General features: G+C 70.6%; 28 protein-coding genes. 14 read left to right on the top strand and 14 right to left on the bottom strand.

Annotation, left to right across the window (positions count from 1 at the left end; genetic code table 11):
* Positions 1 to 101: 101 nt before the first annotated feature.
* Positions 102 to 1076 carry a hypothetical protein gene (locus tag IM777_RS14025; RefSeq protein ID WP_194383806.1) on the bottom strand — a complete coding sequence of 325 codons (975 nt, stop codon included), beginning with the start codon at positions 1074 to 1076 and terminating at the stop codon, positions 102 to 104.
* A 408-nt stretch (positions 1077 to 1484) separates the two neighbouring features.
* Here IM777_RS14025 and infA point away from each other — a divergent pair, with 408 nt between their 5' ends.
* The 8 genes from infA (at position 1485) to IM777_RS13985 (ending at position 6866) form a co-directional block, all read left to right on the top strand.
* Complete coding sequence (gene infA / locus IM777_RS14020) at positions 1485 to 1706, top strand: translation initiation factor IF-1 (protein ID WP_028496510.1); 222 nt, start codon at positions 1485 to 1487, stop codon at positions 1704 to 1706.
* Between the two features lie 79 nt (positions 1707 to 1785).
* Positions 1786 to 1902, top strand: coding sequence for a 50S ribosomal protein L36 (gene rpmJ / locus IM777_RS14015; RefSeq protein ID WP_055821300.1), 117 nt, complete (start codon positions 1786 to 1788; stop codon positions 1900 to 1902).
* A gap of 130 nt (positions 1903 to 2032) precedes the next feature.
* Positions 2033 to 2407, top strand: a complete 375-nt coding sequence (gene rpsM, locus IM777_RS14010) for a 30S ribosomal protein S13 (protein WP_194383805.1) — start codon at positions 2033 to 2035, stop codon at positions 2405 to 2407.
* A 31-nt stretch (positions 2408 to 2438) separates the two neighbouring features.
* Positions 2439 to 2837, top strand: a complete 399-nt coding sequence (gene rpsK, locus IM777_RS14005) for a 30S ribosomal protein S11 (protein WP_071044935.1) — start codon at positions 2439 to 2441, stop codon at positions 2835 to 2837.
* Positions 2838 to 2990: 153 nt separating this feature from the next.
* Positions 2991 to 3980, top strand: coding sequence for a DNA-directed RNA polymerase subunit alpha (locus IM777_RS14000; protein WP_071044936.1), 990 nt, complete (start codon positions 2991 to 2993; stop codon positions 3978 to 3980).
* A 62-nt stretch (positions 3981 to 4042) separates the two neighbouring features.
* The gene (gene rplQ / locus IM777_RS13995; RefSeq protein ID WP_071044937.1) at positions 4043 to 4612 is read left to right on the top strand and encodes a 50S ribosomal protein L17; all 570 of its coding nucleotides are present in this window, start codon (positions 4043 to 4045) and stop codon (positions 4610 to 4612) included.
* Positions 4613 to 4728: 116 nt separating this feature from the next.
* Complete coding sequence (locus tag IM777_RS13990) at positions 4729 to 5754, top strand: GNAT family N-acetyltransferase (RefSeq protein WP_194383804.1); 1026 nt, start codon at positions 4729 to 4731, stop codon at positions 5752 to 5754.
* 71 nt (positions 5755 to 5825) lie between these two features.
* Positions 5826 to 6866 carry a GNAT family N-acetyltransferase gene (locus tag IM777_RS13985; protein WP_194383803.1) on the top strand — a complete coding sequence of 347 codons (1041 nt, stop codon included), beginning with the start codon at positions 5826 to 5828 and terminating at the stop codon, positions 6864 to 6866.
* A gap of 10 nt (positions 6867 to 6876) precedes the next feature.
* On the opposite strand, the gene IM777_RS13980 is transcribed toward IM777_RS13985, so the two are convergent.
* Positions 6877 to 8844: an acyltransferase family protein gene (locus tag IM777_RS13980; protein WP_194383802.1), complete on the bottom strand. Its 1968-nt coding sequence runs from the start codon at positions 8842 to 8844 to the stop codon at positions 6877 to 6879.
* A 107-nt stretch (positions 8845 to 8951) separates the two neighbouring features.
* Between IM777_RS13980 and truA the strand changes: the two genes are divergently transcribed.
* Positions 8952 to 9797, top strand: coding sequence for a tRNA pseudouridine(38-40) synthase TruA (gene truA, locus IM777_RS13975; protein ID WP_194383801.1), 846 nt, complete (start codon positions 8952 to 8954; stop codon positions 9795 to 9797).
* Positions 9798 to 9805: 8 nt separating this feature from the next.
* On the opposite strand, the gene IM777_RS13970 is transcribed toward truA, so the two are convergent.
* Entirely contained in the window at positions 9806 to 10423 is a 618-nt protein-coding gene (locus IM777_RS13970; RefSeq protein ID WP_071044942.1) for a hypothetical protein, read from the bottom strand.
* A gap of 76 nt (positions 10424 to 10499) precedes the next feature.
* Positions 10500 to 10661: a hypothetical protein gene (locus IM777_RS13965; RefSeq protein ID WP_194383800.1), complete on the bottom strand. Its 162-nt coding sequence runs from the start codon at positions 10659 to 10661 to the stop codon at positions 10500 to 10502.
* Between IM777_RS13965 and IM777_RS13960 the strand changes: the two genes are divergently transcribed.
* Together IM777_RS13960 and IM777_RS13955 are read left to right on the top strand one after the other, a co-directional pair.
* Positions 10639 to 11364: a fructose 1,6-bisphosphatase gene (locus IM777_RS13960; protein ID WP_071044943.1), complete on the top strand. Its 726-nt coding sequence runs from the start codon at positions 10639 to 10641 to the stop codon at positions 11362 to 11364. The two genes, IM777_RS13965 and IM777_RS13960, sit on opposite strands and share 23 nt — an antisense overlap.
* A gap of 47 nt (positions 11365 to 11411) precedes the next feature.
* Positions 11412 to 12869: a glycosyltransferase family 2 protein gene (locus IM777_RS13955; RefSeq protein WP_071045038.1), complete on the top strand. Its 1458-nt coding sequence runs from the start codon at positions 11412 to 11414 to the stop codon at positions 12867 to 12869.
* Positions 12870 to 12938: 69 nt separating this feature from the next.
* Here IM777_RS13955 and IM777_RS13950 read toward each other — a convergent pair whose 3' ends face one another.
* Together IM777_RS13950 and IM777_RS13945 are read right to left on the bottom strand one after the other, a co-directional pair.
* On the bottom strand, positions 12939 to 14000 hold the full coding sequence (locus tag IM777_RS13950; RefSeq protein WP_194383799.1) for a response regulator transcription factor: 1062 nt from the start codon (positions 13998 to 14000) through the stop codon (positions 12939 to 12941).
* Between the two features lie 111 nt (positions 14001 to 14111).
* Positions 14112 to 15134 (bottom strand): glycoside hydrolase family 6 protein, encoded by a 1023-nt coding sequence (locus IM777_RS13945; protein WP_228480825.1) that lies wholly within the window; start codon positions 15132 to 15134, stop codon positions 14112 to 14114.
* Between the two features lie 114 nt (positions 15135 to 15248).
* Here IM777_RS13945 and IM777_RS13940 point away from each other — a divergent pair, with 114 nt between their 5' ends.
* Positions 15249 to 15965 carry an endonuclease/exonuclease/phosphatase family protein gene (locus tag IM777_RS13940; RefSeq protein ID WP_194383798.1) on the top strand — a complete coding sequence of 239 codons (717 nt, stop codon included), beginning with the start codon at positions 15249 to 15251 and terminating at the stop codon, positions 15963 to 15965.
* A 16-nt stretch (positions 15966 to 15981) separates the two neighbouring features.
* Here the strand turns inward: IM777_RS13940 and IM777_RS13935 are convergent, their stop codons facing one another.
* From IM777_RS13935 to IM777_RS13905, 7 genes are all read right to left on the bottom strand, one after another.
* A complete protein-coding gene (locus IM777_RS13935; RefSeq protein WP_071044946.1) occupies positions 15982 to 16527 on the bottom strand; it encodes an LPXTG cell wall anchor domain-containing protein in 546 nt (181 codons plus the stop codon).
* 68 nt (positions 16528 to 16595) lie between these two features.
* Positions 16596 to 18392 carry a DUF4012 domain-containing protein gene (locus IM777_RS13930; RefSeq protein WP_228480824.1) on the bottom strand — a complete coding sequence of 599 codons (1797 nt, stop codon included), beginning with the start codon at positions 18390 to 18392 and terminating at the stop codon, positions 16596 to 16598.
* A gap of 9 nt (positions 18393 to 18401) precedes the next feature.
* Positions 18402 to 19586, bottom strand: coding sequence for a hypothetical protein (locus tag IM777_RS13925; RefSeq protein WP_194383797.1), 1185 nt, complete (start codon positions 19584 to 19586; stop codon positions 18402 to 18404).
* Positions 19583 to 21226, bottom strand: a complete 1644-nt coding sequence (locus IM777_RS13920; protein WP_194383796.1) for a sensor histidine kinase — start codon at positions 21224 to 21226, stop codon at positions 19583 to 19585. Before IM777_RS13920 ends, IM777_RS13925 begins: the two co-directional genes overlap by 4 nt.
* Before the next feature lie 5 nt (positions 21227 to 21231).
* Positions 21232 to 21999: a response regulator transcription factor gene (locus tag IM777_RS13915; RefSeq protein ID WP_071044949.1), complete on the bottom strand. Its 768-nt coding sequence runs from the start codon at positions 21997 to 21999 to the stop codon at positions 21232 to 21234.
* 150 nt (positions 22000 to 22149) lie between these two features.
* Positions 22150 to 22995: a hypothetical protein gene (locus IM777_RS13910; protein WP_228480823.1), complete on the bottom strand. Its 846-nt coding sequence runs from the start codon at positions 22993 to 22995 to the stop codon at positions 22150 to 22152.
* A 298-nt stretch (positions 22996 to 23293) separates the two neighbouring features.
* A complete protein-coding gene (locus IM777_RS13905) occupies positions 23294 to 23995 on the bottom strand; it encodes a hypothetical protein (protein ID WP_194383794.1) in 702 nt (233 codons plus the stop codon).
* Positions 23996 to 24242: 247 nt separating this feature from the next.
* Here IM777_RS13905 and IM777_RS13900 point away from each other — a divergent pair, with 247 nt between their 5' ends.
* A complete protein-coding gene (locus IM777_RS13900; protein ID WP_071044952.1) occupies positions 24243 to 24593 on the top strand; it encodes a DUF7882 family protein in 351 nt (116 codons plus the stop codon).
* A gap of 13 nt (positions 24594 to 24606) precedes the next feature.
* On the opposite strand, the gene IM777_RS13895 is transcribed toward IM777_RS13900, so the two are convergent.
* Positions 24607 to 25029, bottom strand: a complete 423-nt coding sequence (locus tag IM777_RS13895; RefSeq protein WP_194383793.1) for a hypothetical protein — start codon at positions 25027 to 25029, stop codon at positions 24607 to 24609.
* Here IM777_RS13895 and IM777_RS13890 point away from each other — a divergent pair.
* Positions 25016 to 25864, top strand: a complete 849-nt coding sequence (locus IM777_RS13890) for a universal stress protein (RefSeq protein ID WP_194383792.1) — start codon at positions 25016 to 25018, stop codon at positions 25862 to 25864. The two genes, IM777_RS13895 and IM777_RS13890, sit on opposite strands and share 14 nt — an antisense overlap.

Raw genomic sequence — 25864 nt, 5'->3', positions numbered from 1 at the left:
GCCTGCGGGCGCCGTGGCGCCGACAAACCCCGAATGCCCCGAGAAACCACGCATCGCCTGGTGTCTCGGGGCGTTCGGTGTTTCTCGAGGCGGGTGCTGCTTCACGGATGGCGGCCGTCGGGCCGGCGCGCCCGGAGCGTCGCGAGCATGACGGTCTGCTCCGGCCGCTCGGCGCGCAGCCCCGCGGCGTGGAGCTTGCGCCGAAGCGGTGTCACCGCGAGTGCGTCGGCCCGGTCCCAGCGGGCGAAACCGTCGCACTGGCGCCGGAGCCTGTCTTCGCGTTGCTTCTCGGCGACGATGCCGCGCACGGCGTCTCGGGAGTCCTCAGCGGCGTACTTGTCGTACCCGTCGGATTCGCCGATCACCCGTGCCCGCGGGAAGAAGAAGTCGACGCGGTCATCGAAGCCCTCGCTCGAAAACCACCGCTGAAGCTCGGGTGCCTCGAAGCCCGTCCATTCGATGACCGCGCGGCTGATCGATTCTGCGGGCGACTCGGCCTGCGGATCTGCGCGGTCCACCGCCCACAGCGCCTGCGCGCGGCGGCGCGGGTTCGCTGCCGTCTCCGCGAGCGCGCGGAGATGAGCCTGACTCGTCGCGTTCGCGAGGGATGGCGCGATCGCCGCGTCGGCGACCGCGAGTGCGAAGGCCGGCGTGAGCACGCGAAGCAGATCGAGCGCGGTGTCGGCCACCGAGGTGACGCTGATCACCCCGCTGCGGATCATCTTCGGATCTTCGCTCGTGTGGACGACGACATCGCCGAAGCGCCGGGAGCGCGTCCGGTCGGGGTCGTAGGTGTGGAGGTCGCGCGGCTCCCCGAAGATCGGCAGGCCGAGCAGCGCCGCGGCTGATTCGAAGGCGAAGATCGTGTCCGGGCGGCGAGCCGCCACCGCATGCACCCGTGCGAGATAGCGCTCCCAGGGAGCGAGGTCCTGCCAGAGTCGCCGATCCGCGTAGACGCCCGTGCGAACGCGCACGAAGCCCGCGTCGCCGCGTGCGCGCAACCGCCCGGCGTCGAGTTGTCGCACGGCATGGAGCGGGATGGGGGACGGGCGCAGCAACGAGATCGGAGACGGCATGACCAGACCCTTTCGCGCGCGCTGGCTCCGACGTCGCGCGAAGCGCACCGCCGTGGAAACCCCACCCGGCGAGCGTGGCTGTGGAGGAGCACCGAGAAACGCAGAACGGCGCGAGACATCGCGCAATGCGGTGTTTGTCGTGCGGAAGGGTGTTTCTCGACGAGGTGGGATGCGGGGGCGAGCGGGAGCAGAGCGGGCGCGCGGGCCGGGTTCAGGGGGTGGGAGGATAGCGGCTAGTTGTGCGCGGAGGCAATACCACGTATGCTCGTTCTTTGGTGCGTTGCGCCCATCGCGGCGTGTCCGCGCACCGAACCCATCACCGCAGACCGACCGGCTGCACGGGGCGCCGAACGGCCATGGCCGTGACGCTGCTCCGAGCGCGCGGACTGCACGAGCGATAGTGAGTTTATGGCGAAGAAAGACGGTGTCATCGAGATCGAGGGCGTCATCTCCGAGGCTCTGCCCAACGCGATGTTCCGCGTCGAGCTGACCAACGGGCACAAGGTGCTGGCCACGATCTCCGGAAAGATGCGGCAGAACTACATCCGCATCATCCCCGAGGACCGCGTCGTCGTCGAACTCAGCCCGTACGACCTCACCCGAGGTCGGATCGTGTACCGCTACCGCTGAGCCGGTCGAGAAGTAACGGCCCGGAGGGCGGCACCATCCGCGCGCCGAGGCACGAAGACAGCGAACAAGGAAAAGAACAATGAAGGTCAACCCGAGCGTCAAGCCGATCTGCGACCACTGCAAGGTCATCCGTCGCAACGGCCGCGTCATGGTCATCTGCAAGTCCAACCCGCGCCACAAGCAGCGCCAGGGTTGAGACAGCACCACCCACGTACAACTGAACACACCTTCGGCAGGATCAGAACCGCTTCGGCGGGGACACCTCGGGGCGGAGGCCCGGGCACCGATCCTGCTCCACACCTCCACGACACTCCTTTGGAGACGACATGGCACGTCTGGCCGGAGTCGACATCCCGCGCGACAAGCGCGTGGTGATCGCTCTCACGTACATCTACGGCATCGGCCGTACCCGCTCCGCCGAGATCCTCGCTTCGACCGAGATCAACGGCGACATCCGCGTCAAGGACCTCACCGACGACCAGCTGGTGGCACTCCGCGACTTCATCGAGGGCACCTACAAGGTCGAGGGTGACCTCCGCCGCGAGGTGGCCGCCGACATCCGCCGCAAGGTCGAGATCGGCTCCTACGAGGGCCTGCGTCACCGCCGCGGCCTGCCCGTGCGCGGACAGCGCACCAAGACCAACGCGCGCACCCGCAAGGGCCCGAAGCGCACCGTCGCCGGTAAGAAGAAGGCCCGCTAAGGCGCGCTGCAAGGTTTAGAGGAGAACACTCATGGCACAGGCCAAGACCGCTGCGCGCAAGCCGCGCCGCAAGGAGAAGAAGAACATCGCGCTGGGCCAGGCCCACATCAAGTCGACGTTCAACAACACGATCGTCTCGATCACCGACCCGTCGGGCGCTGTCATCAGCTGGGCGTCCTCCGGCGGCGTGGGCTTCAAGGGCTCGCGCAAGTCGACCCCGTATGCCGCGGGCATGGCCGCCGAGGCCGCCGCGCGCCAGGCGCAGGACCACGGCGTCAAGAAGGTCGACGTCTTCGTGAAGGGCCCGGGTTCGGGCCGCGAGACCGCGATCCGCTCGCTGCAGGCCGCCGGCCTCGAGGTGGGGTCCATCCAGGACGTCACCCCGCAGGCGCACAACGGCTGCCGCCCGCCCAAGCGTCGCCGCGTCTGAGTTTGCCGCACCCGGGTAGGTGCGTGGGTCCGCCCGCGCACCGACCCGGGATTCGGTCGTTTCACGACGGGATGCCTCGGCAGTCCGTCCCACAACTCAACAACTCAACCAGCAAGTGTCATATAGCGGGCACTTAGCCGAAAGGAACACATCGTGCTCATCGCACAGCGTCCCACCCTGAACGAGGAGAAGATCGGGGAGTTCCGCAGCCGATTCGTCATCGAGCCGCTCGAGCCCGGCTTCGGTTACACGATCGGCAACGCGCTGCGTCGCAGCCTCCTCTCGTCGATCCCCGGCGCAGCCGTCACGGGCATCCGCATCGACGGCGTCCTGCACGAGTTCAGCACCATCCCGGGTGTGAAGGAGGATGTCACCGAGATCATCCTGAACATCAAGCAGCTGGTCGTCTCCAGCGAGCGCGACGAGCCCATCACGGCCTACCTGCGCAAGACCGGCTCCGGTGAGGTCACCGCCGCCGACATCTCGGCGCCGGCCGGCGTCGAGGTGCACAACCCCGAGCTGGTCATCGCCACGCTGAACGACACCGCCAAGTTCGAGCTCGAGCTCACCATCGAGCGCGGCCGCGGCTACGTCTCGGCGAACCAGAACCGCAACGAGTACGCCGAGGCCGGCCAGATCCCGGTCGACTCGATCTACTCGCCGGTGCTCAAGGTCAGCTACCGCGTCGACGCCACCCGTGCCGGGGAGCGCACCGACTTCGACAAGCTGGTCCTGGATGTCGAGACGAAGCCCTCGATCGCCCCGCGTGACGCGGTCGCGTCGGCCGGTCGCACCCTCACCGAGCTGTTCGGTCTCGCCCGCGAGCTGAACGTCGAGGCCGAGGGCATCGAGATCGGCCCGGCGCCGGTCGCGGAGGTCGCCTCGAACGAGCTGTCGATGCCGATCGAGGACCTCGATCTGTCGGTGCGTTCGTACAACTGCCTGAAGCGCGAAGGCATCAACACGGTCTCGGAGCTGGTCGCCCTCTCGGAGACGCAGCTGATGAACATCCGCAACTTCGGTCAGAAGTCGGTCGACGAGGTGCGCGACAAGCTCGTCTCGCTCGGCCTCTCGCTCAAGGACTCGGTCCCCGGGTTCGACGGCGCCCACTTCTACGCCGGCTACGACGAAGAGAACGCCTGAGCCACGCGGAGCCGTACCGGCATCCGTCTTCGACCGACTTTCCCACCTGGAGTAACTGAGAAATGCCCAAGCCCACGAAGGGTCCCCGCCTCGGAGGCGGCCCCGCACACGAGCGCCTGCTGCTTGCGAACCTCGCTGCGGCGCTGTTCACCCACAAGTCGATCCAGACCACCGAGACCAAGGCGAAGCGCCTGCGTCCGCTGGCCGAGCGTCTGATCACGTTCGCCAAGCGCGGCGACCTGCACGCCCGTCGTCGCGTGCAGTCGATCATCGGTGACAAGGAAGTCGTGCACGTCCTGTTCGCCGAGATCGCGCCGCTGGTCGCCGAGCGTGAGGGCGGATACACCCGCATCACCAAGGTCGGCAACCGCAAGGGCGACAACGCGCCGATGGCCGTGATCGAGCTCGTTCTCGAGCCGGTCACGCCGAAGGCGAAGAGCACCAAGCGTCGCTCCGAGCCCGCGGAAGAGGCGGCCCCCGTCGCCGAGGAGACCCCGGCCGAGGAGTCCGCGGCCGAGGAGACCCCGGCTGAGGATGCTCCGGCCGAGGAGTCCGCCGACGCCGGTGCCGAGTCGACCGAGGAGGGCGAGGCCGCGGAGGCCGCCGCCGAGGACGCCGACACCACGAAGTGACCTGCTGCCGGCCCGCCCGGCACCTGCGGAACGCCCGCGACCCGTCCGGGTCGCGGGCGTTGCGCATGACGGCGCCGGTTTGACCGGCCCCGGGGGGACCCGCGTACCGTAGGAAGGTGGCCGATCAGACTCTGAACCACCGTGTGACCGCTCCCGAGACCCTCGCCCCCGCCGCGCATCCCGACGTGGCATGGCGATCCCCGACCCCTGACGACATCGACGACATCCACGCCGCTCTCGTCGCCGCCGACGAAGTCGACCATCCGACGTGGGCGTTCGCCCGCGGCGACGTGGAGGACTGGTTCGACCTGCCCCAGACGACCCGCGACGACCTGCTGGTGGGCGAGACGCCCGATGGTCGCATCGTCGCCGTCGGTGCCGCGATCAAGCAGGAGGACACCTCGCTCGAGGTGCGCGTGAGCCTGCAGGGCGCGGTCGTGCCCGAGATGCGGCGACGCGGCCTGGGCAGTGCCGTTGGCCGCTGGCAGTACGACCGCGCCCTGCAGCTCCTCGCCGCCGAGACGGATGCGACCGTCGACGGGGTGATCGAGCAGTACGTGCACGAGGACGACCCGGGAGCCGCGGTTATCGCCGGCGGTCTGGGGATGACGGTGGGACGCTGGTTCGTCGTCATGGAGCGCGACCTCACCGAGCCGGTCTTCGATGTGGAGGGCGATGTCGAACCGGGCGTCGACCTCGTTCCCCTCGCCGCAGACCGCGTCGACGACGTGCGCCTGGCCCGCAACGACGCGTTCCGGGACCACTGGGGGAGCGTGCCGTACTCGGAGGAGTACTGGAACGCCTTCACGGGCTCGGAGCACTTCAGCCTCGACCTGTCGACGGTCGCACTCATCGACGGCGAAGTCGCCGCGTTCTGCCTCGTGACCGTCAACGAGGACAACTGGGAGCGCCGCGGACTGCCCTACGCCTACATCGAGTACATCGGCGTCGTGCGCGCGCATCGCGGCAAGGGACTCGCGCCGCGGGTGATCCGCCGCACGCTCCGGGCGATGGCCGCCGCGGAGCTCAAGGCGACGCAGCTGGATGTGGACACCGACAGCCCGACCGGCGCCAACACGCTCTACGAGAGCCTCGGCTTCGTCGAGCGCGATCGCGAGCAGGTCTTCACGCGCCACTTCTGAGCCTCCCCCGCAGCGCTGCTGCCTCCGGAGGGCGCCGTGAGGGCGTCCTGCGCGCCGACTAGAGTGTGCGGGTGACCGAGACACCCACCGGGTCGGATGCGCCGCTCAGCGCGCGCGTGACGGCTCCGGAGATCCTGCCCCACCCGTCGCACCCCGACGTGGCCGTATGGCGCGGGGCGACCGCGGCCGACATCGACGCGATCCACGCCGTCGTCGCCGCGGCCGACCGCGTGGACCACCCCACCTGGGTGACGCCACGGGAGGATATCGCCGACACGTTCGATCTCGCCGGTGTCGACCATCTCACCGACACGGCGCTGGGCTTCGCCGCCGACGGCACCCCGGTTGCGGTCGGGTCGGCGATCCGCCATCCCGACACCTCCGAGAAGGTGAAGGTGCACCTCGACGGTGCCGTGCATCCGCAGTGGCGTCGACGGGGGATCGGCGGCGCCCTGATGACGTGGCAGCATGCCCGCGCCCGCCAGCTTCTCGCGGCCTCCGACCTCACCCTGCCCGGCGAGGTGCACGTGTACGTGCACGACGGCAACGACGGCGCCGTCGTGCTCGCCGAGCGGCTCGGGATGACCACCGAGCGGTGGTTCACCACGATGGTGCGCGACATGGCGCATCCGATCTCCGAGCCGGTCGCGCTCGAGGGGGTGCGGATGCTCGCGTTCGCCCCGGAGTGGGACGAGGCGACACGCGTCGCCCGCAACGACGCGTTCCGCGACCACTGGGGGAGCCTTCCGACGCCGCCCGAGCGGTGGGCGCAGTTCACCGGCGGACGGTTCCTGCGCGCGGACCTGTCGACGCTCGCCGTCGTCGACGGGCGCGTCGTGGCCTTCTGCCTCGCGTCGGTGAACGAGGACGACTGGGTGACGCTCGGAGCGTCGAACGCGTACATCGACCTCATCGGCGTCGTGCGCGACAGCCGCGGTCGCGGGCTCGCCCCGCGCGTGATCGCCCGCACCCTGCGCGCGATCGCCGGAGCCGGGCTCGCCAAGGCCGTGCTCGATGTGGACACGGCGAGCCCTACCGGTGCGAACACGCTCTACGAGGGTCTCGGCTTCGTCCCGACCGAGCGCGATCGCGTGCTCGTCGCGCGGATGTGAGCTCGCGCCGCTACTGCGGCACCGGCAGACGGCTGTCGCGATGCTCGTCGCGGAAGGCGCGGAGCTCCTCGCCGTAGCGGCGCATGGCGCGTTCGTACTCGGCCCCGTCGACACCGGTCGCCACGGCGTCGGCGTACACGTCGCCACCGGGGCGCCCGGGGTGGATGCGGTCGCCCGCGAGCAGATCGACGTGCCGGTCGATCGCCCGGCTCCAATCGGCGACGCTCACGTCGGAGCGGTCATCGGCGAATGCGCGCAGGGTGTCGTTGACCTGGGGGATCCACTCGCGGGGCGCATAGGCGTTGACGAGCACGATCCTGCGGTCGGGACCCGCGATCGCCGCCATCTCGTCGAGCGTCTCGCGGTCGACCGGGCCGTTGGTGCCCAGCCCGATCACGACGACGGAGCGGAGGCGCCCTTCGTCCTCGAGCGTGCGCAGGATGCCCGGCCCCGCCCACGCGGAGCGCGACTCGGCCGCATCCACCTCGATTCCCGGGAACCGCTCCAGCAGGGAGGGAGCGGAAGCGAGCATGACCGAGTCGCCGACGGCGGTGATCTCGTCGCCCCGCACGGGGGTGGGGGAGGGACTCGGGGCCGTGGCGTCGGATGCCTCCACGGGCGCGGGCGAGGTCTCCGCGGGTGCAGGGGTCGGCGAGGCGGCGGCCGTCTCGGCGGCGAGAGCGGCGGCGCCGGCTTCGACGACGGACTGACCGGAGGAGACCGCGGGTGCCGCGGCGACGGCCGCGCCCGCGCCCGCGACGAGGGCGGCGCCGGTGGCGAGACCTGCGAGCGCGGTCGCGCGCCGCGCCGCCCGGGCACGCAGCGCCGCACGCACGCGCCGGGCGCAGCCGCGGAAGCCGAACCGGCGCACCGGCGTCTCCACCCAGCGGTACGACGCCTCCGCCAGCGCGAGGGTCGACACGAGGACGAGAGCGCCGACGCCGATCGGCACCCCCGCCTCCGGGCCGGTGCCGGTGGTGGCGGCGACGAGGAGCACGAGCAGCGGCCAGTGCCACAGGTAGATGCCGTAGGACCGGTCGCCGAGCCAGCGCAGCGGGATGGCATCGAGCGCCCGGCCGAGGCGGGAGCCGGGCCAGACGCCGGCGAGAATCACCATCGCGGCGCACACGCTCGCAGCCAGGAGGGCGCCGGGGAAGGTCGCCGTCGTGTCTCCGGCGGGAATCGAGGCGATGGCAAGGATGCCGATCAGCCCGGCGACGCCGAGCGCGGACACCGTGGCGCGCGCACCCCCGGATCGTGCCCACGCCGGCAGGTCGCCGACGCCGAGGCGACGCAGCAGCGGCGCCATGCCGAACGCGAGAGCGACGCCGAGCAGCAGACCGAACGCGTGCGTGTCGGTGCCGAAGTACGCGCGCGTGAGGTCGCCGCCGGAGGCGACGACGGCGCCCATCCACATCGCAGATGCCGTCGCCGCGACGAGGGCGGTGATCACCCGCGCCCAGGACCGGGGGAGCATCAGGAACAGCGGCAGCACGATCGGCCACAGCAGGTAGAACTGCTCTTCGACGGCGAGCGACCACATGTTGCGGAACAGCTCCGGGGTCGTGGCGGCGAAATAGCCGTCGCCACCGGAGAGCGCGACCCAGTTGTAGCTGAAGGTGAAGGCTCCGACGATCTGCGCGCCCAGCCGCACGAGCACGTCGCCGCCGATCATCCACGCCGCGCTCGCGCAGGCGATGACGACTAGGGTGAGGGCCGGCAGCAGGCGTCGGGCGCGTCGGCGCCAGAAATCGACGAGCGAGATGCGTCCGGTGCTGCGGTGCTCGCGCAGCAGCAGGGTCGTGATGAGGAAGCCGCTGATGACGAAGAACACGTCGACGCCGACGAAACCCCCGGGGACGAGCGCGCCGGGAAAGAGGTGGTAGAGCACGACCAGGGCGACGGCGACGGCACGCAGACCGTCGAGGCCCGCGTAGCGCGTGGGCGTCGCGGCGGGGTGCTGCGCTGGAGAGGTCATCGGTCCGGGGGAGGAGGGGGAAGAGGGGGCGACACGTCAGTGTACGACTCCCGTGCGGGAACTCCCCGAGCATCCGCCGGAAGGGCCGCCCGACATAGGCTGGAGCGGTGCGCATCCGTCTCGACATCGCCTATGACGGCACGCACTTCCGCGGCTGGGCGCGCCAGCCCGCGCATCGCACCGTTCAGGGAGAGATCGAAGACGCACTCGCGCGCGTGATCGGTGGCACCCCGCGACTGGTCGTCGCCGGGCGCACCGATGCCGGGGTGCACGCCTCCGGTCAGGTGGCCCACGTGGACCTCGATGCGGCTCAGACGGAGCGGATGCTGTCGCGCCGCGCCCGCGCCCCCCACGCCGATCCGGTCGAGGCGCTGGCCGCGCGCGTGCGCGGCGTGCTGGGCGCCTATGCGGATGTGACCGTGCACGCCTCCCGCGTGGCGCCGGAGGGATTCGACGCCCGCTTCTCCGCGGTCTGGCGGCGCTACGCATATCGCCTGACCGATGCGCGTGCGGGATACGACCCGCTCGAACGGCTCCGCACCACGACCGTGCGCGGCGAGCTGGATGTCGAGGCCATGGACGAGGCGGCGCGGTCGCTGATCGGCCTGCACGACTTCGCGGCGTACTGCAAGCCGCGGGATGAGGCGACGACGATCCGCACGCTCCTGGAGTTCGACTGGCACCGCGACACCGCCGGGGTGCTGGTGGCCAACGTCAAGGCGGACGCGTTCTGCCACAGCATGGTGCGCGCCCTCGTGGGCGGATGCGTCGCCGTCGGCGAGGGCCGTCTGACCGCCGGTGACCTGGCGGAGATCCGTGACCGGCTCCTGCGGGTTCCCGACGTGAAGGTGCTCGCCGCGCGCGGCCTCACCCTCACCGAGGTCGGGTATCCGGCCGACGACCTGCTCGCGGCGCGCGCCGCGCAGACCCGCAACCGCCGCGACCGGGACTGACCCGGGTTCTACTCGCCGGGCTGGAAGATGGCGACGGTGAGCGTGTCGCTCGCGGTCTGCTTGGCGTACTCCTTCGACGTGGGAGTCGTCTGCACGAGGAAGTCGTAGGTGAACTGGAGCTGCACGGCGGCGGTGTCCGCGGGCACGGCGCCGACGTTGAAGGTCTGCGAGTAGCTGTACGGCGAGAGCACGAGGTAGCCGGGCGAGACGGCGGAAGTGTCGGTCTGCGGATCGAGGGCGTCGATCGTCACGCCGTCGGCATCGAGGGCGACGGCGACCATCGATGCGCTCTGCAGGTACACCTTCTGGCCGTCGTCAGGGGTGACCTCGGTGACCATCGAGATGCTCACGGGCTTCACCGCCTCCGCGGTCCACAGGTCCATCGACAGCGTCGACCAGTAGTCCACGGTCGCGGTGACGGCACCGGCGACGAGCTCGCGCTGCGTCGAACCGCTCGAGAGGTCGTTCGGCACCGGCGCGGGTGCCGGGGAGGCGGAGGTGCGGGTGGGGGTCGGGGTGGCGTCGCCGCCGTCGCCGTATTCCCACGGCGCGGGGCCGCATCCGGCGAGAGCCAGGGCGAGAGCCGCGGCCGCCGTCGCCGTGCCGACGCGTCGTGCTGTTCCCATGTGCCCTCCCGGCTCCGTGTGCTCCCCAGCTTACGAGAGCCGCGACGCCCGCCGACCGAGGGTAGAGGCGCGAGCCTCAAGGCTCGCTCAAGACAAGCTCAAGAACCTCAAGACGCGTGATCGGCGTGGTTGCCTGTGTGTTGTCGCGGGGAATCCCCGAGACGCCGCCGGGGACCCGAAGCCCGGCGGCACCCCTGAACCTGGAGCGGAACATCGTGAGCATCTCGTCGTCGGCCACGCGTCGCATCCTCGCCGTCGGCGCAGCCTTCGGGCTCGCCGTCTCCCTCGCCGGCTGTTCGCAGCTGGCCGAGGTGTTCAACGGGCTGCAGCAGCAGCCGGGCGTCGCGGAGGAGCCGGTCGCCTACGCGAGCCCCACGCCGCTGACGACCGAGGACATCGCCTTCGACTCGCTGTTCACCTATGACGGCTCCGTCGCCCTCTCGACCGACGTCGCCGATCAGCTCGAGCTGCGTCTGGAGGTGTGGGCTGCGAATCCGAAACGGACGAACGAGTGGGATTCCACGACCCCGAAGACGTTCGGCTTCGCCGTCAACGTCTACGACAACTACGTGGACGAGAAGGCCGTGCTCACACAGAAGCGACGCGTGTACATCTCGTCGATCTCGATCACCTCGCAGACCGCGCAGACGTCGGGCCAGGTGCAGAACCCGTTCCAGTTCAGCTCCGACCCGCGCACGCTCGTGCCGACGGACACCCTGCGCTCGGACCGGGGTCTGCTGCTGAACAGTTACCAGGGCGGTCTGCTCGTGCCCGAGACGACCATCAACCAGCTGCCCGCGGACACGTACGGCATCACGCTGGAATTCGCGATGACGATCGCCGTGGAGGGCGTCGCCGACGACGACACGTCGTTCTCTCAGCAGACCGTGTACCAGTACCTGCCGATCGCGATATCCTCCGACGCAACGACCGAAGAGTGACCGGCGTGAGGGAGATCACCATGACGGACGTCAACAGCCCCCGGCAGATGACACCGCACGCCGTCCACGCGCCCGATTCCATCCTGCCGCGCGAGCCCCGTGCCGAGTCCGAGCCCGGCTTCGCCGACGACTTCTCGGCGGTGCTGGAGAACACCACCGGCCACCGGTCGACCATCGGATGCATCATTCCGGCGTACAACGAGGAAGAGTCGATCGCCGACGTCATCCAGTCGCTCCTCGCCCAGACGCGGGTGCCGGATGTGATCCACGTCGTCGTCAACAACACCTCCGATGCCACGGTGCGCATCGCGTCAGAGTTCGCCGGCGCCCACGAACTCGAGACCGAGATGGGCGAGCAGTTCACCGAGGTCTTCGTGCACGACATCGGCAAGAACCCCGACAAGAAGGTCGGCGCCCTCAACTACGGCTACTCGCTCGTGGAGGGCTACGACTACCTGCTCGGGGTGGACGGCGACACCACCGCCGATTCGCGCGCGGTGGAGTACCTGGAGACCGAGGCGGTGTCGGACTCGCGCATCGGCGGCATCTCCGCGATCTACTCGATCGACGACCGGCCCATCAAGGGCCTCATCGGCAAGTTCCTCATCGCCGGTCAGCGCACCCAGTTCGCGGCGTTCAACCTGCAGAACCTGCTGCGCGGGCGCAACATGGCCGTGCTGGGCGGACAGTTCTCGATCTTCTCCACCAACGCCCTTCGCGAGGTGATGCGTCAGAACCACCAGTCGACGCCGTGGGTCAAGGACAGCGAAGTGGAGGACTCGCTGCTGTCCCTGCAGATCAAGAGCGCCGGGTACCTCACCAAGATCAGCCCGTTCTCGCGGGCCGACGTCGGCGGCATGACCACGCTGCGCGGCTACGACGCCCAGCAGGTGAAGTGGACCTACGGTGCCATCGAGCTCATGTGGCCCGGCCAGCGCGGCGACACGAAGGGCCAGCCGTTCCACCCGAACCTGCGCCTGCGCTGGTTCGAGAACTTCGGCATGCTCACGAACCTCTTCGTGCGCGTCGCGTTCATCACCCTGCTGGCGGCGTCGCTGTCGATCAACGCGTTCGTCTTCTCGGCATGGTGGCTGATCCCGGTGCTCATGGCCGTGCTGCTGAACCTGCGCATCGCCTACACGATGGAGAACCGCAATTCGCGGGACGTGATGTTCGCCGGGCTCGTCTTCCCCGCCGAGATCTTCATGTGGATCCGGCTGAGCCACTTCCTGCGATCGTGGACCCGCTTCCTGTCGCGCAAGAAGGTCGACAACTGGGCGATGCAGGCCAAGGCGGAGAAGGGTGGCGGCAGCACCCACTGGATCCCGCTCATCCTGCTCGTGGCCGTGTTCGTCGCCCTCGCGGTGATCTGGTCGATGCTCGACCCGGTGGTGCAGTCGACGATCCTGTGGATCGGGTGGCCGATCGTGGGTGTCGTGACCGTCATCCAGACGCTGCTGATGTTCTTCAAGCTCATCCGCCGCCACCAGGGCTACAAGGTGTGAGGGCGACAGGGTGTGACGGATGACGCGAAGAACGGCTCCGCTCGTGCGGGGCCGTTCTTCGCGTCGGCGTCAGTTCGAGGCGGTCAGTTCGCTGGTCATGCGGTAGCCGACGCCGCGCACCGTCTCGATGTAGCGCGGATTGTTCGGGTTGTCGCCGAGCTTGCGGCGGAGGTTCGTCATGTGGGCCTCGATGGCGCGCTTGTCGGCCTCGCCGACGAAATACGACGTCACGTAGGACTCGCCGCGCAGCACCAGGGTCAGGTCGGCCTTGCTCCGCACGCGACGCTTGGACTCCATGAGCGTGGCGAGCAGGTCGAACTCGGTGCGCGTGAGCTCCAGCTGATCGCCGCCGACGACCACGACGCGGCTGTCGGGATTGACCTGCAGGTCGCGGTGGGTCATCACCGAGGGGCCCGCGAGTTCGACCGCGCCGCCGTGCGTGGCGCGTTCGATGTCGGTGCCGGGGGCGGGGCGCTCGGGCTCCGCCGCGTTCCACTGCGGCGGGGCGTCGGCGCCAGGCGGCAGGCGGTAGGTCGCGGGGTCGCCCGGGGTCTGTGCGATCTCGGGCCGTGGCGCGTCGTAGCCGTTCCGGTGCGAACCGTCGGTCCCCTCGCCGACCGCCGGGGCGACGCCCCAGCCGGAGTCGCCGTCGTATCCGGGAGGCTGTGCGCCGCGCGACGTGTTGCGGCCGCCGGGGAACGACGGACCGACCGAGTCCTGCCGGGGCGCCGCCGGGGCGGGGGCGCCCTGCCGGGGGCGACGCAGCATGGCGTCGATGCGCGCACGGAATTCGCGCGGACGGAAGGGCTTGATGATGTACTCGTCGGCGCCCGAGCCGAGCCCGAGCACGACGTCGGCCTCATCCTCGAGCCCGGTGAGCATGATGATGTAGGTGTCGCTCTGCGAGCGGATGCGGCGCGCGGCTTCGAACCCGTCGATCCCCGGCATGTTCACGTCGAGGGTGGTGATCAGCGGCCGATACGACATGACCGCGCGGACGCCGTCGATCCCGTTGCCGACGGACACCGTCGAGAACCCGGCCGCCTCGAGCACCTCGCGGAGGAGATGGCGGATGTCCGGGTCGTCCTCGACGATGACGGCGGTCTTGAGGTCGAGCGATGGGTCGGTCATCGGCGAAGCTCCGGCTCGGGGAAGGGTGCGGACCAGGGGAGGCGACAGTGCAAGATTCTGCCTTCCGGTCATGCTACACAGTGCGCGCGGGGCGCTGCGCGCAGCGGGCGGTCAGCGAACGTCGCGGGTGAGCTCGACCGCCGCTTCGGGCCACCACACGCCGGCGGCGGGACCGCCGTTGCACGTGCCGTCGCTCTCGCCGGGCGGCTTGACCCAGAGGTTGGTGTCGACAACCTCGTCGCCGAGGGTTCCGCCCGGCTCACCCACCAGCCGGCCGGAGGGATTGCACCAGTCGCCGTTGGAGCCCGCGCCGGAGCGCGATGTGTCGATGATCGCGTGGGAGCCGCCGAGAAGGTCCGACAGCTCGTGCGCGTAGGCGAACTCCTCGGTGGAGTGGTTGTAGTTGGAGACGTTGGTGGCGAACCCGCGGATGGCGTCGCTGCGGTCCACGGCCTCGATGAGGGCGGCCATGTCGGCGGCGGGGAGCCAGTTGGAGTGTCCGCCGTCGACGTAGATCCAGGTGTTCGTGCCGGTCAGTCGATCGATGGCGTTGCGCAGCTGACGGACGCGTTCCTCGACGTTGCCGCACTCGGGTGCCAGTGCCAGGCTGTCCGGCTCGAGGATGACGATCTTCTGCACGTCGGGTGCCGCATCCAGGCCGCGCGCGATCTCGTCGATCCAGGTGGCGTAGTCCTCTTCGACCAGTCCGCCCGCGGAGTAGCTGCCGCAGTCGCGTCCGGGCAGGCCGTAGACCGCGACGGAGAGCGCCGTACCCGTGTCGCGGGCCTCGGACGCGAGGTTCGACACGCGCGCGGTCGCGGTGCCGATCGGATCCTCCTCCGGCGTGAGCCAGTAGGTGGTGGGCTGCTCGGAGAGGTAGGCGGTCGCCTCGTACTCCGCGGAGCCCGCGGTGAGGTCGTCGAGCGCACGGGCGGCCTTGGACTCCTCCGGGGCAACGACGGTCGTTCCGACGGCGGGCGGTCTGGCGGACAGGGTCTGCACTCCCCACGTGATGAGCGAACCGATCCCGGCGAGGATCGCCAGGGTGACGACGGCGGCGAGGCCCAGCAGCGTGAACAGCAGCCACCGCGGCATCCCGAACCGTCGCCGCACGGGTGCCGGACGTACAGTCACGACTCGATGCTATCCCGAGCCGGTGTCACCCGAACGCGCGGCACCTACGGGTCGGCTATGGGATCACCGGATGAGCGCCGGTCGGCCGGGGAGCGGGAATAGGCTGGCGGCACCATGAAGGTCATCTCCTACAACCTGCGCAAGCACCGGGCCGCCGGCGAGCTGGCCCATCTCGTCGAGCACCACGGCGCCGACGTGCTGTGCCTGCAGGAGTACGACACCCGCGAGATCCCCCCAACGATCGGCGGCCTGAGGCTGGCCGACGCGACGCAGCGGAACCGGCTGGGGCTCGCGGTGTACTACCGGGAGAACTCCTACCGCGCGGTCGACGTGCGCTCGCTCGCCCTGAAGAAGTCCCTCCACGACATGGTGCTCAAGCCCGCCGAGGAGCGCCTGCTCGGCGTTCGCCTCCACGACATCGACGACGGGCACGAATTCATCGTGGCGTCGTTCCACGCCGCACCGTTGACCGCGTTGAACTCCCTCAGGCGCCATCAGATCCGTACCGCGCTGACCGAGCTGACCTCGCTCGGCGAGGGTCTGCCCGCTCTCATGGTCGGTGACTACAACTACCCCGTCTTCAAGGAGAACCTCGGGCAGAAGGTGCGCGAACAGGGCTACGAGCTGAGTCTCAGCGACGCGCGGACCTACACGCGGTACCGGTTCTTCCGCGGACACTACGACTTCGCCACGTCGATCGGCTTCCGCGTCGACAAGGTGCGCACGCTGCCGCAGGGGCGGTCGGACCACCTCCCGATCCTCGTCACGGCGCATCCCACCGTCGGCGGCGCTTCCGCGTCGGCGGCGCGCACCTTCGCCGCGGAGTCCTGACGCGGCCTGTGGGGGATCAGGAGTTGCGGTCGCGGGAGCGGCGCACGCCGGCGACGATCGCCAGCACGGCGCCGGCTGCCAGCAGCGCTCCGCCGCCGATCCACACGATCGCCAGCGACGACTGGTCGAGTCCGGTGGTGGGAAGGCCCTCGGCCGTCGTGATGCTTGCGGCGGCGGTGCCGCCGGCGGAGGTCGGCGAGACGGCGGCGATGTTGTAGGTTCCGCTCGCGTTGGCGGGAAGGGTGATGCGGACGGCCTCCAGCGCGCCTTCCGAGGTGGACGTGAATCCAGCGCTGGCGGTGCTGATGGCCATGCGGATCATGCCGAAGGTGCTGTCGGCGCCGTTCTCTCCCGTCACGGTGACGGTGACCGGCTCCTCTGCTGAGAACGTGCCGCCCGAGCACGCGAAGGTCACGGTGCTGCCGGCGGTCATCGTGGCGGGGCTGGTCGTGCAGGAACCGGCCGGCGGATAGATCGTCGAGGCGCTCGCCGCGCTCGGTGCAGCGACCGCGGCGATCGAGATGGCAGCGGCGATGAGGAGGCGGGTGATCCGGCGAGTCATGGGGGGTCCCTCGTGGCGGCGAGTGAAGCGCGTGGCGACGGGGACGTGTCCTCCCCTTGGCGGGAAGTCTAAGCGGGCGGGCACGTGGCGACAACTCGGGTGCTCTCGCCGATGCGGGGGGTTGACACCGCCTCGACCGTCGGTGCACCGGGTTCACTCGGTCGCGCGGTGACGAACACGCTCGCCTGCTCGCCGGATTCCAGGTCGAGTTCGAATGTGAGCACGCGCCTGCCGTCGTGGGTTCCGCCGCCGAATCCGACGTCGCCGTCGATCTCGGCGTCGACGAGGTCCCAGCCCTCCGGCAGGTAGAGGTAGCCGACGGTCCGTGCGGTGCCGGCGGGCACGCCGAATCCGCCGCCGCCGGTGATGTAGCGGGGCAGGCTGTCGGCGCCGGGGGCGGTGTTGGTGATGGTCACCCCGAGGGTCGCCTCGCCCTGCGCGTCTCCGGCGTCGTCGATCATGCACGTGTCCCAGCCGACGACGGTGTCGGCGGTGACGTAGTAGTCCATCTTCGAGCCCGTGCCGTCGTTGAGGAACACCCCGAACCGGGCCGTGTCGTCGTCGGTCACGGGCAGTCCGCCGGCGAGCGTGGTGTCGGCCAGGAGCTCCTGGTCCTCCTCGTGGTCGCTCCACAGGAGCAGTCGGTGCTCGTCGCCGGCCCGGGTGAGGGCGGAGAGGAGGGCCGCGGGGTCCGCGCCTCCGCCGGCGACGGCTTCGAACACGGCTGCGGCGGCGGCGGCGAAGAAGGCGTCCTGCTCGGCGGGGACCTCGTAGCGGAAGTAGACCTCGTTCAGCAGCAGGTCCACCGCGTTGTCGGCGGTGAGCTCGTCGCCGGTGGGGAGAGTCACCGGACCGGTCGCCTCGAGCAGGTACGACAGCGCGACGGGGTCGACGGCGATGACCCCGTCGACCGTCTCGCCGGTCTCGCGTTCCCACATCTCCTGCGCGAGTGCACCCGACAGCGCGAAGTCGGGAACCTGTGTGACGTTCTGGATGTACCGGCCGGGCCGGGTGCCGTAGATGCCGAGCACCTCCTCGTCGAGGGGGAGCACGGCATCGTCGTAGCGCGGGAAGTCGCTCGAGGAAGCCTGGGCCTGGAGCGACAGGGCTCCGCCGTCGGTGCGGATGGCCGCCACCGCGCCGGTGATCCCCCCGAGGGAGCGCCACTCGGCGTTGTTCTGGAAGAGCAGCAGGTAGGTGCGCGGTCCGTCGGCGCCGAGCATGGCCGGCAGCAGTGCGGTGGCGCGCGCGACGGCGCCCGCGCCGTCGCGGGTCTCGGCCAGGAGGGCGGACAGTTCGCGCACCGCGGTGCGCACCGGCGTCACCAGGGGGTCGCGGTCGATCGCGGAGACGGTGTCGGCGGCGTCGACGAGCTCCGCGGTGCCCGCGGCGGCGGCATCCTGGATCTCCGTGAACGGCGTGAGGTCGATGCGTCCGTCCTGAGGGCGCAGCGAATCGACGTCGAACGACCCGGCGACCTCGACCAGGGGGGTCAGGGCCGACCCGGCGACGTCGTCGACCGCTGCGGTCATCGTCGACACGGCCGCGAGCTGCGGGCCCACCCACGGCAGATGCTCGGCCGCGCTCCACACCGGGTCGGCGGTGAGGCCGCGAGCGGCAGAGGTGTCGTCGGCGATCTCGGCGATCGCATCGGCGGCCGTCGCCGGATCGGTCAGCTGATCGCGTGCGAGGGCGGCCGTGGTCTGCGCATCGCGGAGGTGACCGTAGGCCAGGAAGCCGCGCACGCCCACCCACGCGGCCGCGATGATCGCCAGCAGGAGCAGCCCGCCGAGGACGGCCGCGAACACCGTTCCCGCCACCCGGACGGCGTGCGGGAGAACGGGCGACGAGGGCGGGGAAGTCACGCTGACACTCTAGGGGGCCGGCGGTGTGGAGCCGCTGTGGGTCGAGCCCTTCTCGATCGCGGGGAAGGCCGATCGCCGCGCATTCCCGACGCGGTACCAGCCGTCGCCGCCGGCGGCGCGCGCCTCTGCTTCGGCAGAGGCCGCGGCGGCGATGAGCGCTTCGAGATCGAAGCCGACCTCGCGGACCGGCGCCCATCCGATGCTGGCCGACAGCTGCGTGGCCAGCGGCTGCTCCGGCCGCATGGTGCCCAGGCGTCGCAGGAACGCGCGCATGTGCTCGCGGACCTCGTTTTCAGAGCGCGCGACGAGGATGACGAGCGACCCCGGACCGGCGCCCGGGCCGATGTCGGACTCGGCGGGGAAGGTGGCGCGTGCATCCGCGATCAGGCGCTCCATGGTCGCGGTGAACGCACCCTCGCCCGCGGCGGCACGGATGTCGCCGACATCGTCGAGGGTCATCGTCAGCAGCGACCACGCCGTGTCGTCACGGTCCTCGGCGCGGGCGAGGCGGTCCTGCATCACGCGTCGCAGGTCGTTCCCGCGTCGGCTGAGGCCGTCGTCGCGGTTCTCGGACAGGAAGAGCAGCGACACCAGTGCGCAGATCATGTAGACGATCATCGCGACCGCGTTGATCGTGCGGACCAGTACGAGGTCGCCGCCGCCGGCCGGATCGGTCGCGATCGTGACGACCGCGACGAGCGCTCCGAGCAGCGTGTACACGCCCGAGACGAGGGTGAGCGGCAGGAGCATCCCTCCGCCGCGGTCGGGGCGTCGGAAGAGCTCCCACGCGGTCAGCCCCGCCACGAGCGACGACGCGAAGTAGAGCAGCGCGAACCCGGTGCTGTACCCGGGCGTGCCGGCGAGCACCACGAGCACGCTGGCTGACACCAGAGCCTGCAGCGGCGCGATCCAGGCGAAGGACGCCGCGCCCCGGGCGGCGCGCAGGCCGCTCCAGATGAACGCCGGCGCGCCCAGCATGAAACCGAGTGCGGCCACGCGGGCGGACTCCTGCGTCGCCGCCTCGGCGCTGATCGAGGCATAGGAGGTGATCATCGCGAGCACGAACGCCATCGACCACAGCGCGGTGGCCGCCGAGGGTCGGCGCAGGAATCCCAGACCGATCATCAGGGCCGTCGCGAGGGTCGCGACGGTGGCTTGACTGATTCCGAGGTTCAGGGCGACGGCAGAGTTCACGCGGTGTCCTCCGGGAGGGTGATGGTGACGGTGGTGCCGCGTCCGACGGTGCTCTCGACGCGGATGGTGCCGCCGTGGGCCTCGGCGATGGCCTTGGCGATCCCCATGCCGAGTCCCGAGCCGGGGAGGCCGCTGCCCACGGCCTCCTGGGCGCGGAAGTAGTCGTCGAACAGGTGCGGGATGTCCTCCTCGGCGATGCCGAGGCCGCTGTCGCTGATCGACACCTCGATCTGCTGGTCGTGCGTACGGGCGGCGACGCGGATGGTGCCGCCGTTCGGCGTGTACTTCACGGCGTTGCTGAGGATGTTGTCGATGAGCTGACGCAGGCGGAAGGCGTCGCCGGCCAGGCGGAAGGTGCCGGCGATGTCGAGGGTGAGCGACTGGTCGCGGGTGCGCGCGGCGGCCGAGAACGACGTGACGGACTCGCGCAGCAGCGACACGAGGGAGACCGGCTCGTGCGGCACCGACGTGTCGCGATCGGTGGTGAGGATGCTCGAGATGAGGGCGAGCATCCGCTCGGCAGCCCGGTCGATCGTGTCGAGGCGTCCGGTCTGCTCGGGGGTGAGGTTGTCGTCGTCGCGCATGAGGTCGACATTGCCGAGCATGACGGTGATGGGGGTGCGCAGCTCGTGGGAGACCACCGCGGCCAGGTTCTCGCGTCCGCGCCGCTCCTGGGTGAGCTCGGTGACGTCCTGGACCATGAGCAGCGTGCTGGGGCTCTCATCGCCCACCGGAGGCAGCGGCCGCGTCGAGACGGACACCGCACGCCACTGCCCCGTGGTGTCGAACACCCAGCCGCGCTCGCCGTCGAGATGCTCGCCGCGGGCAGCGCGATGCACGGGCCGCTCGTCGGCGGAGAGCGCCCGACCGCGCTGCGACTCGTAGTCGACCGTGCGAGGGGGCTGCGTCGGATCGTCGGGGTCGATGCCGTAGAGGGTGAGGTAGGCGGCGTTGGGCGAGACGAGGTCGCCGTTGGGGGTCACCCGCGCGATGGCGATCGGCACGCCGTCGAACATCTGGGTGGCGCGCTCCTGCTGCGCCGACACGCGGGCGAGGGTGCGCTGGGTCCTGTCGGCCTGGCTGCGCAGGAGGGACTTCATGGCCGTCGTGCGGCGCGACATCTGGCGGAAGAGCACCCCGAGGAACGCCAGACACAGCACGACGATCGCGAACCGCAGGGTGATGCTCGAGGTCGCTCCCGCCCCGACCGCCTCGAAGAGGATGACGGCGGAGATGAGCGCGAAGGCGGCCCCGAGCCACCTCGCCGGGAAGTGCGTGGCGATCCACGCCACCGGGAAGCACCAGAGGAACTCCAGCCGCAGCTCACCGCCCTGCGACATCACCCCGACGGCGAAGGTGTCCACCAATGGCACGGCCACCACCGCGTCGCGCGAGACGCGATCCCACGGGATGAACATCACCGCGGCGCTGATGAGGATCAGCATCGTCGCGCCGACGATGAGGGGCGGCTCGGTGAGCCGGTCGCGGTCGAGCGTCGTGATCACCAGCATGATCACCACGACCGCCGCGGCCAGCACGAGCTGCCACAGCCAGATCGACCGTGTGCGCGTGCTGACGGCGCGCTTCGACCCGGCGGGGGTCGTGCGCGCGGCAGCGGACGTGTCGCCGGGCCCCCGCATGCCGCCTACCCGGCTGCCGCCGCGGAGGCGTCGCCGTCGGCTTCGGTGAGGCGATAGCCCACGCCTCGCACCGTCTCGATGTAGCGCGGTGCGGCCGAGCTGTCGCCGAGCTTGCGGCGCAGGTTGGTGATGTGCGCTTCGACGGCGCGCTCGTCGGCGTCGCTGACGTAGGTGTCCTCGGTGGGGTCGCCGCGCAGCATGCGAGCCAGTTCGGCCTTGCTGCGCACGCGGCGCCGCGTGCGCAGCAGAGCCGCCAGCAGGTCGAACTCGCTGCGGGTCAGGCCCGGGTCGTCGGTGCCGAGGGAGACCATCCGGCTGTCGGCATCGAGGGTGACGTCGCGGTGCGCGAGCAGCTCGACCGGTGCGGCCACAGCGTTCGGCGCCGCCTTCTCCTGCCGCTCGAGGCGGCGGGCGAGGGCATCGATGCGGGCGCGCAGTTCGCGGGGACGGAACGGCTTGGCGATGTAGTCGTCGGCGCCGGCGCTCAGGCCGAGAACGGCGTCGACCTCGTCGGCGCGCCCGGAGATGATGAACATGTAGGCGTCGGACGCCGCACGGATGCGGCGCGCGGCTTCGAAGCCGTCGATCCCGGGGATGGAGATGTCGATGGTGATGGCATCGGGGTCGCGTTCGACGACGGCGCGTACGCCCTCCTCGCCGTCGGCGACGGGCACCGCCTCGAAGCCGGCGCCCACGAACACCTCCGCGATCACGGCGCGCATGTCGGGGTCGTCCTCGATGATCACCGCGGTACGGCGGTCGGCTGTCGTCATCTCTCGCCTCCCCCGCTGGAACTCACGATCCGAACCTGGCCGCATCCCCATCCGCGGCGTGGCTGAATTGTCTCACATTCCTTGCGCTCATCTTGCGGTACTCACTTCCGACCGTGTCGTGTGCGGGCTCGATCGCCGCCTGCCGCGCGATCACGCTCGGATCGCCGGATCGGGATCGTTCCACCACTGCACCGTCTGAAGCACCCAGAAGGCGAGGAAGAGCGTGAGGGCGGCGACCTCGCACACGAGCACCGGAGGCAGGCCGGCGTCGTACCCGGTCGCGGTGATCACTCCGTAGGCGATGCCGGTCACCACCAGGAGCGCCGCGATGGCGATGTAGCCGGCGCGCATCCACGGGGCGACGGGGTCGGCGCGCGTGGTCGCCGCGAGCACGGCGACGGCGGCGATCAGTGCGAAGAAGACCAGCGTCCCGATAGGATGCGCCCAGCGGGCGAACGCTTCAGGCTCCGTCCACGCCGTCGCCGCGACCGCGGTGAGCACGGCCGCGGCGGCGCCGATGCTGATCCCTGCGCCGATCCGGTCGGTGCTCCTCGCCGCGGTGAGGACGATGGCGATGGCCACGGCCATCGCACCGATGACGACGTAGGTCGCGACGGACGTGCCGGTCTCGAGCGCGGTGCCCGACGCCGGCGGGGTCGTCGGCACGAGCGCGATGAGCGGGGCGAACAGCGCCGCTGCGTCGAGGAGCGCCCGGGACGGACCGCGCCCCGACAGGGCGAACAGCGCGAGGGAGGCTGCGATCAGGGCACCGACGAACACGTCGCGAGCGGGGGAGTAGTAGTACGCGCTCACGGAAGGCAGAACGCCCACCGTGGTGCTCGCCGAGGCGACGGCCGTGAAGATCGCGACGACGGTCGCGGCGGTGCCGATGCGGAGGTAGCGGTAGGTGCGCTGCGACGAGGTGGCGGTGGGCGCGGCGGCGGCCAGGACGGACGTTCTGCGCGCGACGATCGAGACCGTGCGCCGACTCCCCATGCGCCGCACGGTAGCACGGCGGTGCGTCGTGTTCGATCGCGTCGCACCAGCGGGCCCTGCGGTCGCGGAGGGGTGAGAATCCTCTCATCGGCGGTCGCGCGAACCGCATGATCACGCGGATCGCTCGGTCTTGTCCCCCGAACGGATGACAGACGCATCCGCGCCTTGCGACGTATCGTCGTCGACGAAGCATCTCCCCGCTGATGCGGACCGGCGGACTTCGGGTATCCGACCGCTCCATTCGAAAGCGGAAGAGCGACCCCGGCGACCCCAGTGCCGGGGTCGCTGTCCGTTTGGGTCAGGCCGTCACGGCGTCGAGGAGATGACCCGCAGGCTCGCATGGGTCCTTCTCGACCGATCCCGGTTCGTCCTCGACGCCGCTCGGCGGAGCGTCGGCGCCGCTCGGCGCGTCCGCATCCGCCTCGGTCGACGGGACCTCCACCGGGGCATCGTCGCTCGACTCCGGCTCCTCAGCGGCGAGCTCATCCCCCGGGTCGCTGTCGCCGTCGCTGCCCGCGTCTGCCTCGTTGTCCGCGGGCTCCTCCTCTTCCTGAACGGCTTCGTCCTCTTCCGGAGGGGCTTCCTCGTCTGCCTCCTCCTCGGCGGGTGGAGGTGCGGGTGACGGATCGGCCGTCGCCGGCGCAGCCGGCGGCGGAGAAGCCGGACGCGGCGACGTCGGAGTCGGAGGATCCGGAGTCGCCACGGAATCGCGCGAATCGGCTTCTCGTTCGCCGATGGGCGCCGTGTCCGAACGCTCCGGGGGCAGGGGATCGGGAGCGGGAGGCGGCGTGGGATCGGTCGGGGCCGGATCGGCGGCGGGCGGACGGTCCTCTGCCACGCCCTCGACGGTCGCATCGATCTCGCCGTCGATGTCGATACCCGCCGTCGCGTCGTACTCGGTGGCGCCGTCGGCGAGCGACCAGCATCCGGGGAGCATGAGGGCGCCGCCGACGACGATCGCGGGAAGGCCGAACAGCCTTCGCCGTCGTCGTGACATCACGCGCACACCACTCCGCAGATCGGGAGGACGGCTCCGCATCGCGAGTCGGGGTGTCGCCGCGGCGTCCTCGATCCGCTCACGCTATCGAAGCCGCGCGCGCTCGGCCACCCCGGGGCCGACGAATGCGGGTGAGATCCCTCTCATCGGGGTGCCGGTCGCGTGCATGAGAGGTAGGGTTTGACCTATCGGCGTCAGTTCTCGCGTAGCCGGTCTCTGCAACCTCCGCGAGGCGAAGGGATGTCATCCCATGGGCCACCTCTACTACGGCAATCTGCCCGATCCCATCGAGTTCCCCGATCGCCTGCTCGCGCACCTCAAGGTCGTCATCGCGACCAAGCTCCGTCGTCACGAGAGCTTCACCATGTCGTGGCGCAACGCCGCCGACGACGAGGGCGGGCGATCGACTCTCTGGATCGAACCGTCGATCCCGCTGCGCTTCGTCTTCGGATCGGCCGCTCCGGAACCGCTGCACGCCCCGACGCTCAGCGAACTGGCGAACCGCGCCAGCTCCACGGCCGGGCTCACCGTCGACCTCGACGCGGTCATCCCGTTCGACGTGGATTCCGGGAAGGTCGCCCCTCCGGTCGCCATCCCCTAGGCCGGCTCGGCGCTCAGCGGCCGCGCGCGAGCGCATCCCAGTTCACGTCGATCGTTCCCGGGTGCGTACGCGAGATGCGCGCGGGGAGTGTCGCACCCGCACGGGGCCAGTGTCGGCGGTCGACGACGACGGCGGTCTCGACGATCGCCTCGGCGACGTCGTCGCCGGTCGCGCGCAGGCGCAGGCGGCACTCCTGGTAGCGAGCGCGGCCGTCGGGCTCGGACACCGTCAGCACGGTCACCGTGCCGCGGGCGGCCCCGGCCATCGGATCGCCGGTGAGCTTCTCCAGCTGTTCCGCGGCGTCATCCACCCAGTCCTCCATGTCGTCGAGTGTGCCACGTCGCGGGATGTGCCACGCCGCCGCCGTCGATAGCATCGGCGTGACGGTGCCGCGGACGGCGGTGCGGAAGGGGGCGGGTCCGATGACCGAACGCATCGTGGTGGCGGTGACCGAGTCCGCGTCGACCGAGGAGGCCGTGACCTGGGCCGCGACCCGCGCCGCGGCCCGTGAGGCGCGGCTCACGCTCGTCGCGACCTCGCCGGAACGGGCCGATGACGAGGCGGTGCCGACCGCGCGCATCCTGCTCGAGGCCGAGGCGGCGCGCGTGCGCGAGATCGTCGATCGCCTCGGAGTCCCCGTCGACGTGGATGCGCAGACGGTGACGGGGGATCTCGCCCACGGGCTCGTGGCGATGTCCGAGGACGCGACGCTGGTCGTGCTCGGACACGACCACGCCGACCACCACGACGCTCTCGTGCGTCATGTCGTCTCCGGCGCGCACAGCGCCGTCGCCGTCGTGCCGCACGGCTCGGTCGTTGGCCGACACGGCGTCGTGGTCGGCATCGACGACTCGGATGTGACGCCGGCGGCCGTCGCGTTCGCGGCCGACGAGGCCCTGAGCCGCGGGGAGCCGCTCATCGCCGTCAGCGCGTGGCTGCCGGTGCCCGTATCCGGAGATCTCACCGGCAGCGGCGACTACCTGATCGGCTCGGCGGACCCCGCCGGCCTCACCCCGATCGACCTCGGCCCGGTCGCGACCGAGCGCGTTGAGCGTGCCCTCGCGCGGGTGCGTGCGGCGCATCCCGAGCTGCAGGTGCACACGCGGGTCGAGGAAGCCGACGCCGCGCAGCTGCTCACCGACCTGGCACGGGATGCCGCACTGCTCGTCGTCGGCACGCACGGCCGCGGCGCGCTCGCCCGCTTCTTCCTCGGCTCGGTCTCGACGTCGGTGCTCGAGGATCCGACCTCACCGACGATCGCGGTGCGCTGA

It is taken from the genome of Microbacterium luteum, assembly GCF_015277875.1.
In the GTDB taxonomy this organism is placed as follows: Bacteria; Actinomycetota; Actinomycetes; order Actinomycetales; family Microbacteriaceae; genus Microbacterium; species Microbacterium luteum.
This window is presented reverse-complemented; position numbering and strand designations above follow the sequence as displayed.

Bases quoted from the DNA above. Each gene is read 5' to 3' on its own strand.
- IM777_RS14025 (WP_194383806.1), bottom strand. From the start codon at position 1,076: ATGCCGTCTCCGATCTCGTTGCTGCGCCCGTCCCCCATCCCGCTCCAT.
- infA (WP_028496510.1), top strand. From the start codon at position 1,485: ATGGCGAAGAAAGACGGTGTCATCGAGATCGAGGGCGTCATCTCCGAG.
- rpmJ (WP_055821300.1), top strand. From the start codon at position 1,786: ATGAAGGTCAACCCGAGCGTCAAGCCGATCTGCGACCACTGCAAGGTC.
- rpsM (WP_194383805.1), top strand. From the start codon at position 2,033: ATGGCACGTCTGGCCGGAGTCGACATCCCGCGCGACAAGCGCGTGGTG.
- rpsK (WP_071044935.1), top strand. From the start codon at position 2,439: ATGGCACAGGCCAAGACCGCTGCGCGCAAGCCGCGCCGCAAGGAGAAG.
- rplQ (WP_071044937.1), top strand. From the start codon at position 4,043: ATGCCCAAGCCCACGAAGGGTCCCCGCCTCGGAGGCGGCCCCGCACAC.
- IM777_RS13980 (WP_194383802.1), bottom strand. From the start codon at position 8,844: ATGACCTCTCCAGCGCAGCACCCCGCCGCGACGCCCACGCGCTACGCG.
- IM777_RS13970 (WP_071044942.1), bottom strand. From the start codon at position 10,423: ATGGGAACAGCACGACGCGTCGGCACGGCGACGGCGGCCGCGGCTCTC.
- IM777_RS13955 (WP_071045038.1), top strand. From the start codon at position 11,412: ATGACACCGCACGCCGTCCACGCGCCCGATTCCATCCTGCCGCGCGAG.
- IM777_RS13950 (WP_194383799.1), bottom strand. From the start codon at position 14,000: ATGACCGACCCATCGCTCGACCTCAAGACCGCCGTCATCGTCGAGGAC.
- IM777_RS13940 (WP_194383798.1), top strand. From the start codon at position 15,249: ATGAAGGTCATCTCCTACAACCTGCGCAAGCACCGGGCCGCCGGCGAG.
- IM777_RS13935 (WP_071044946.1), bottom strand. From the start codon at position 16,527: ATGACTCGCCGGATCACCCGCCTCCTCATCGCCGCTGCCATCTCGATC.
- IM777_RS13920 (WP_194383796.1), bottom strand. From the start codon at position 21,226: ATGCGGGGGCCCGGCGACACGTCCGCTGCCGCGCGCACGACCCCCGCC.
- IM777_RS13915 (WP_071044949.1), bottom strand. From the start codon at position 21,999: ATGACGACAGCCGACCGCCGTACCGCGGTGATCATCGAGGACGACCCC.
- IM777_RS13910 (WP_228480823.1), bottom strand. From the start codon at position 22,995: ATGGGGAGTCGGCGCACGGTCTCGATCGTCGCGCGCAGAACGTCCGTC.
- IM777_RS13900 (WP_071044952.1), top strand. From the start codon at position 24,243: ATGGGCCACCTCTACTACGGCAATCTGCCCGATCCCATCGAGTTCCCC.
- IM777_RS13890 (WP_194383792.1), top strand. From the start codon at position 25,016: ATGACCGAACGCATCGTGGTGGCGGTGACCGAGTCCGCGTCGACCGAG.
- IM777_RS13895 (WP_194383793.1), bottom strand. From the start codon at position 25,029: ATGCGTTCGGTCATCGGACCCGCCCCCTTCCGCACCGCCGTCCGCGGC.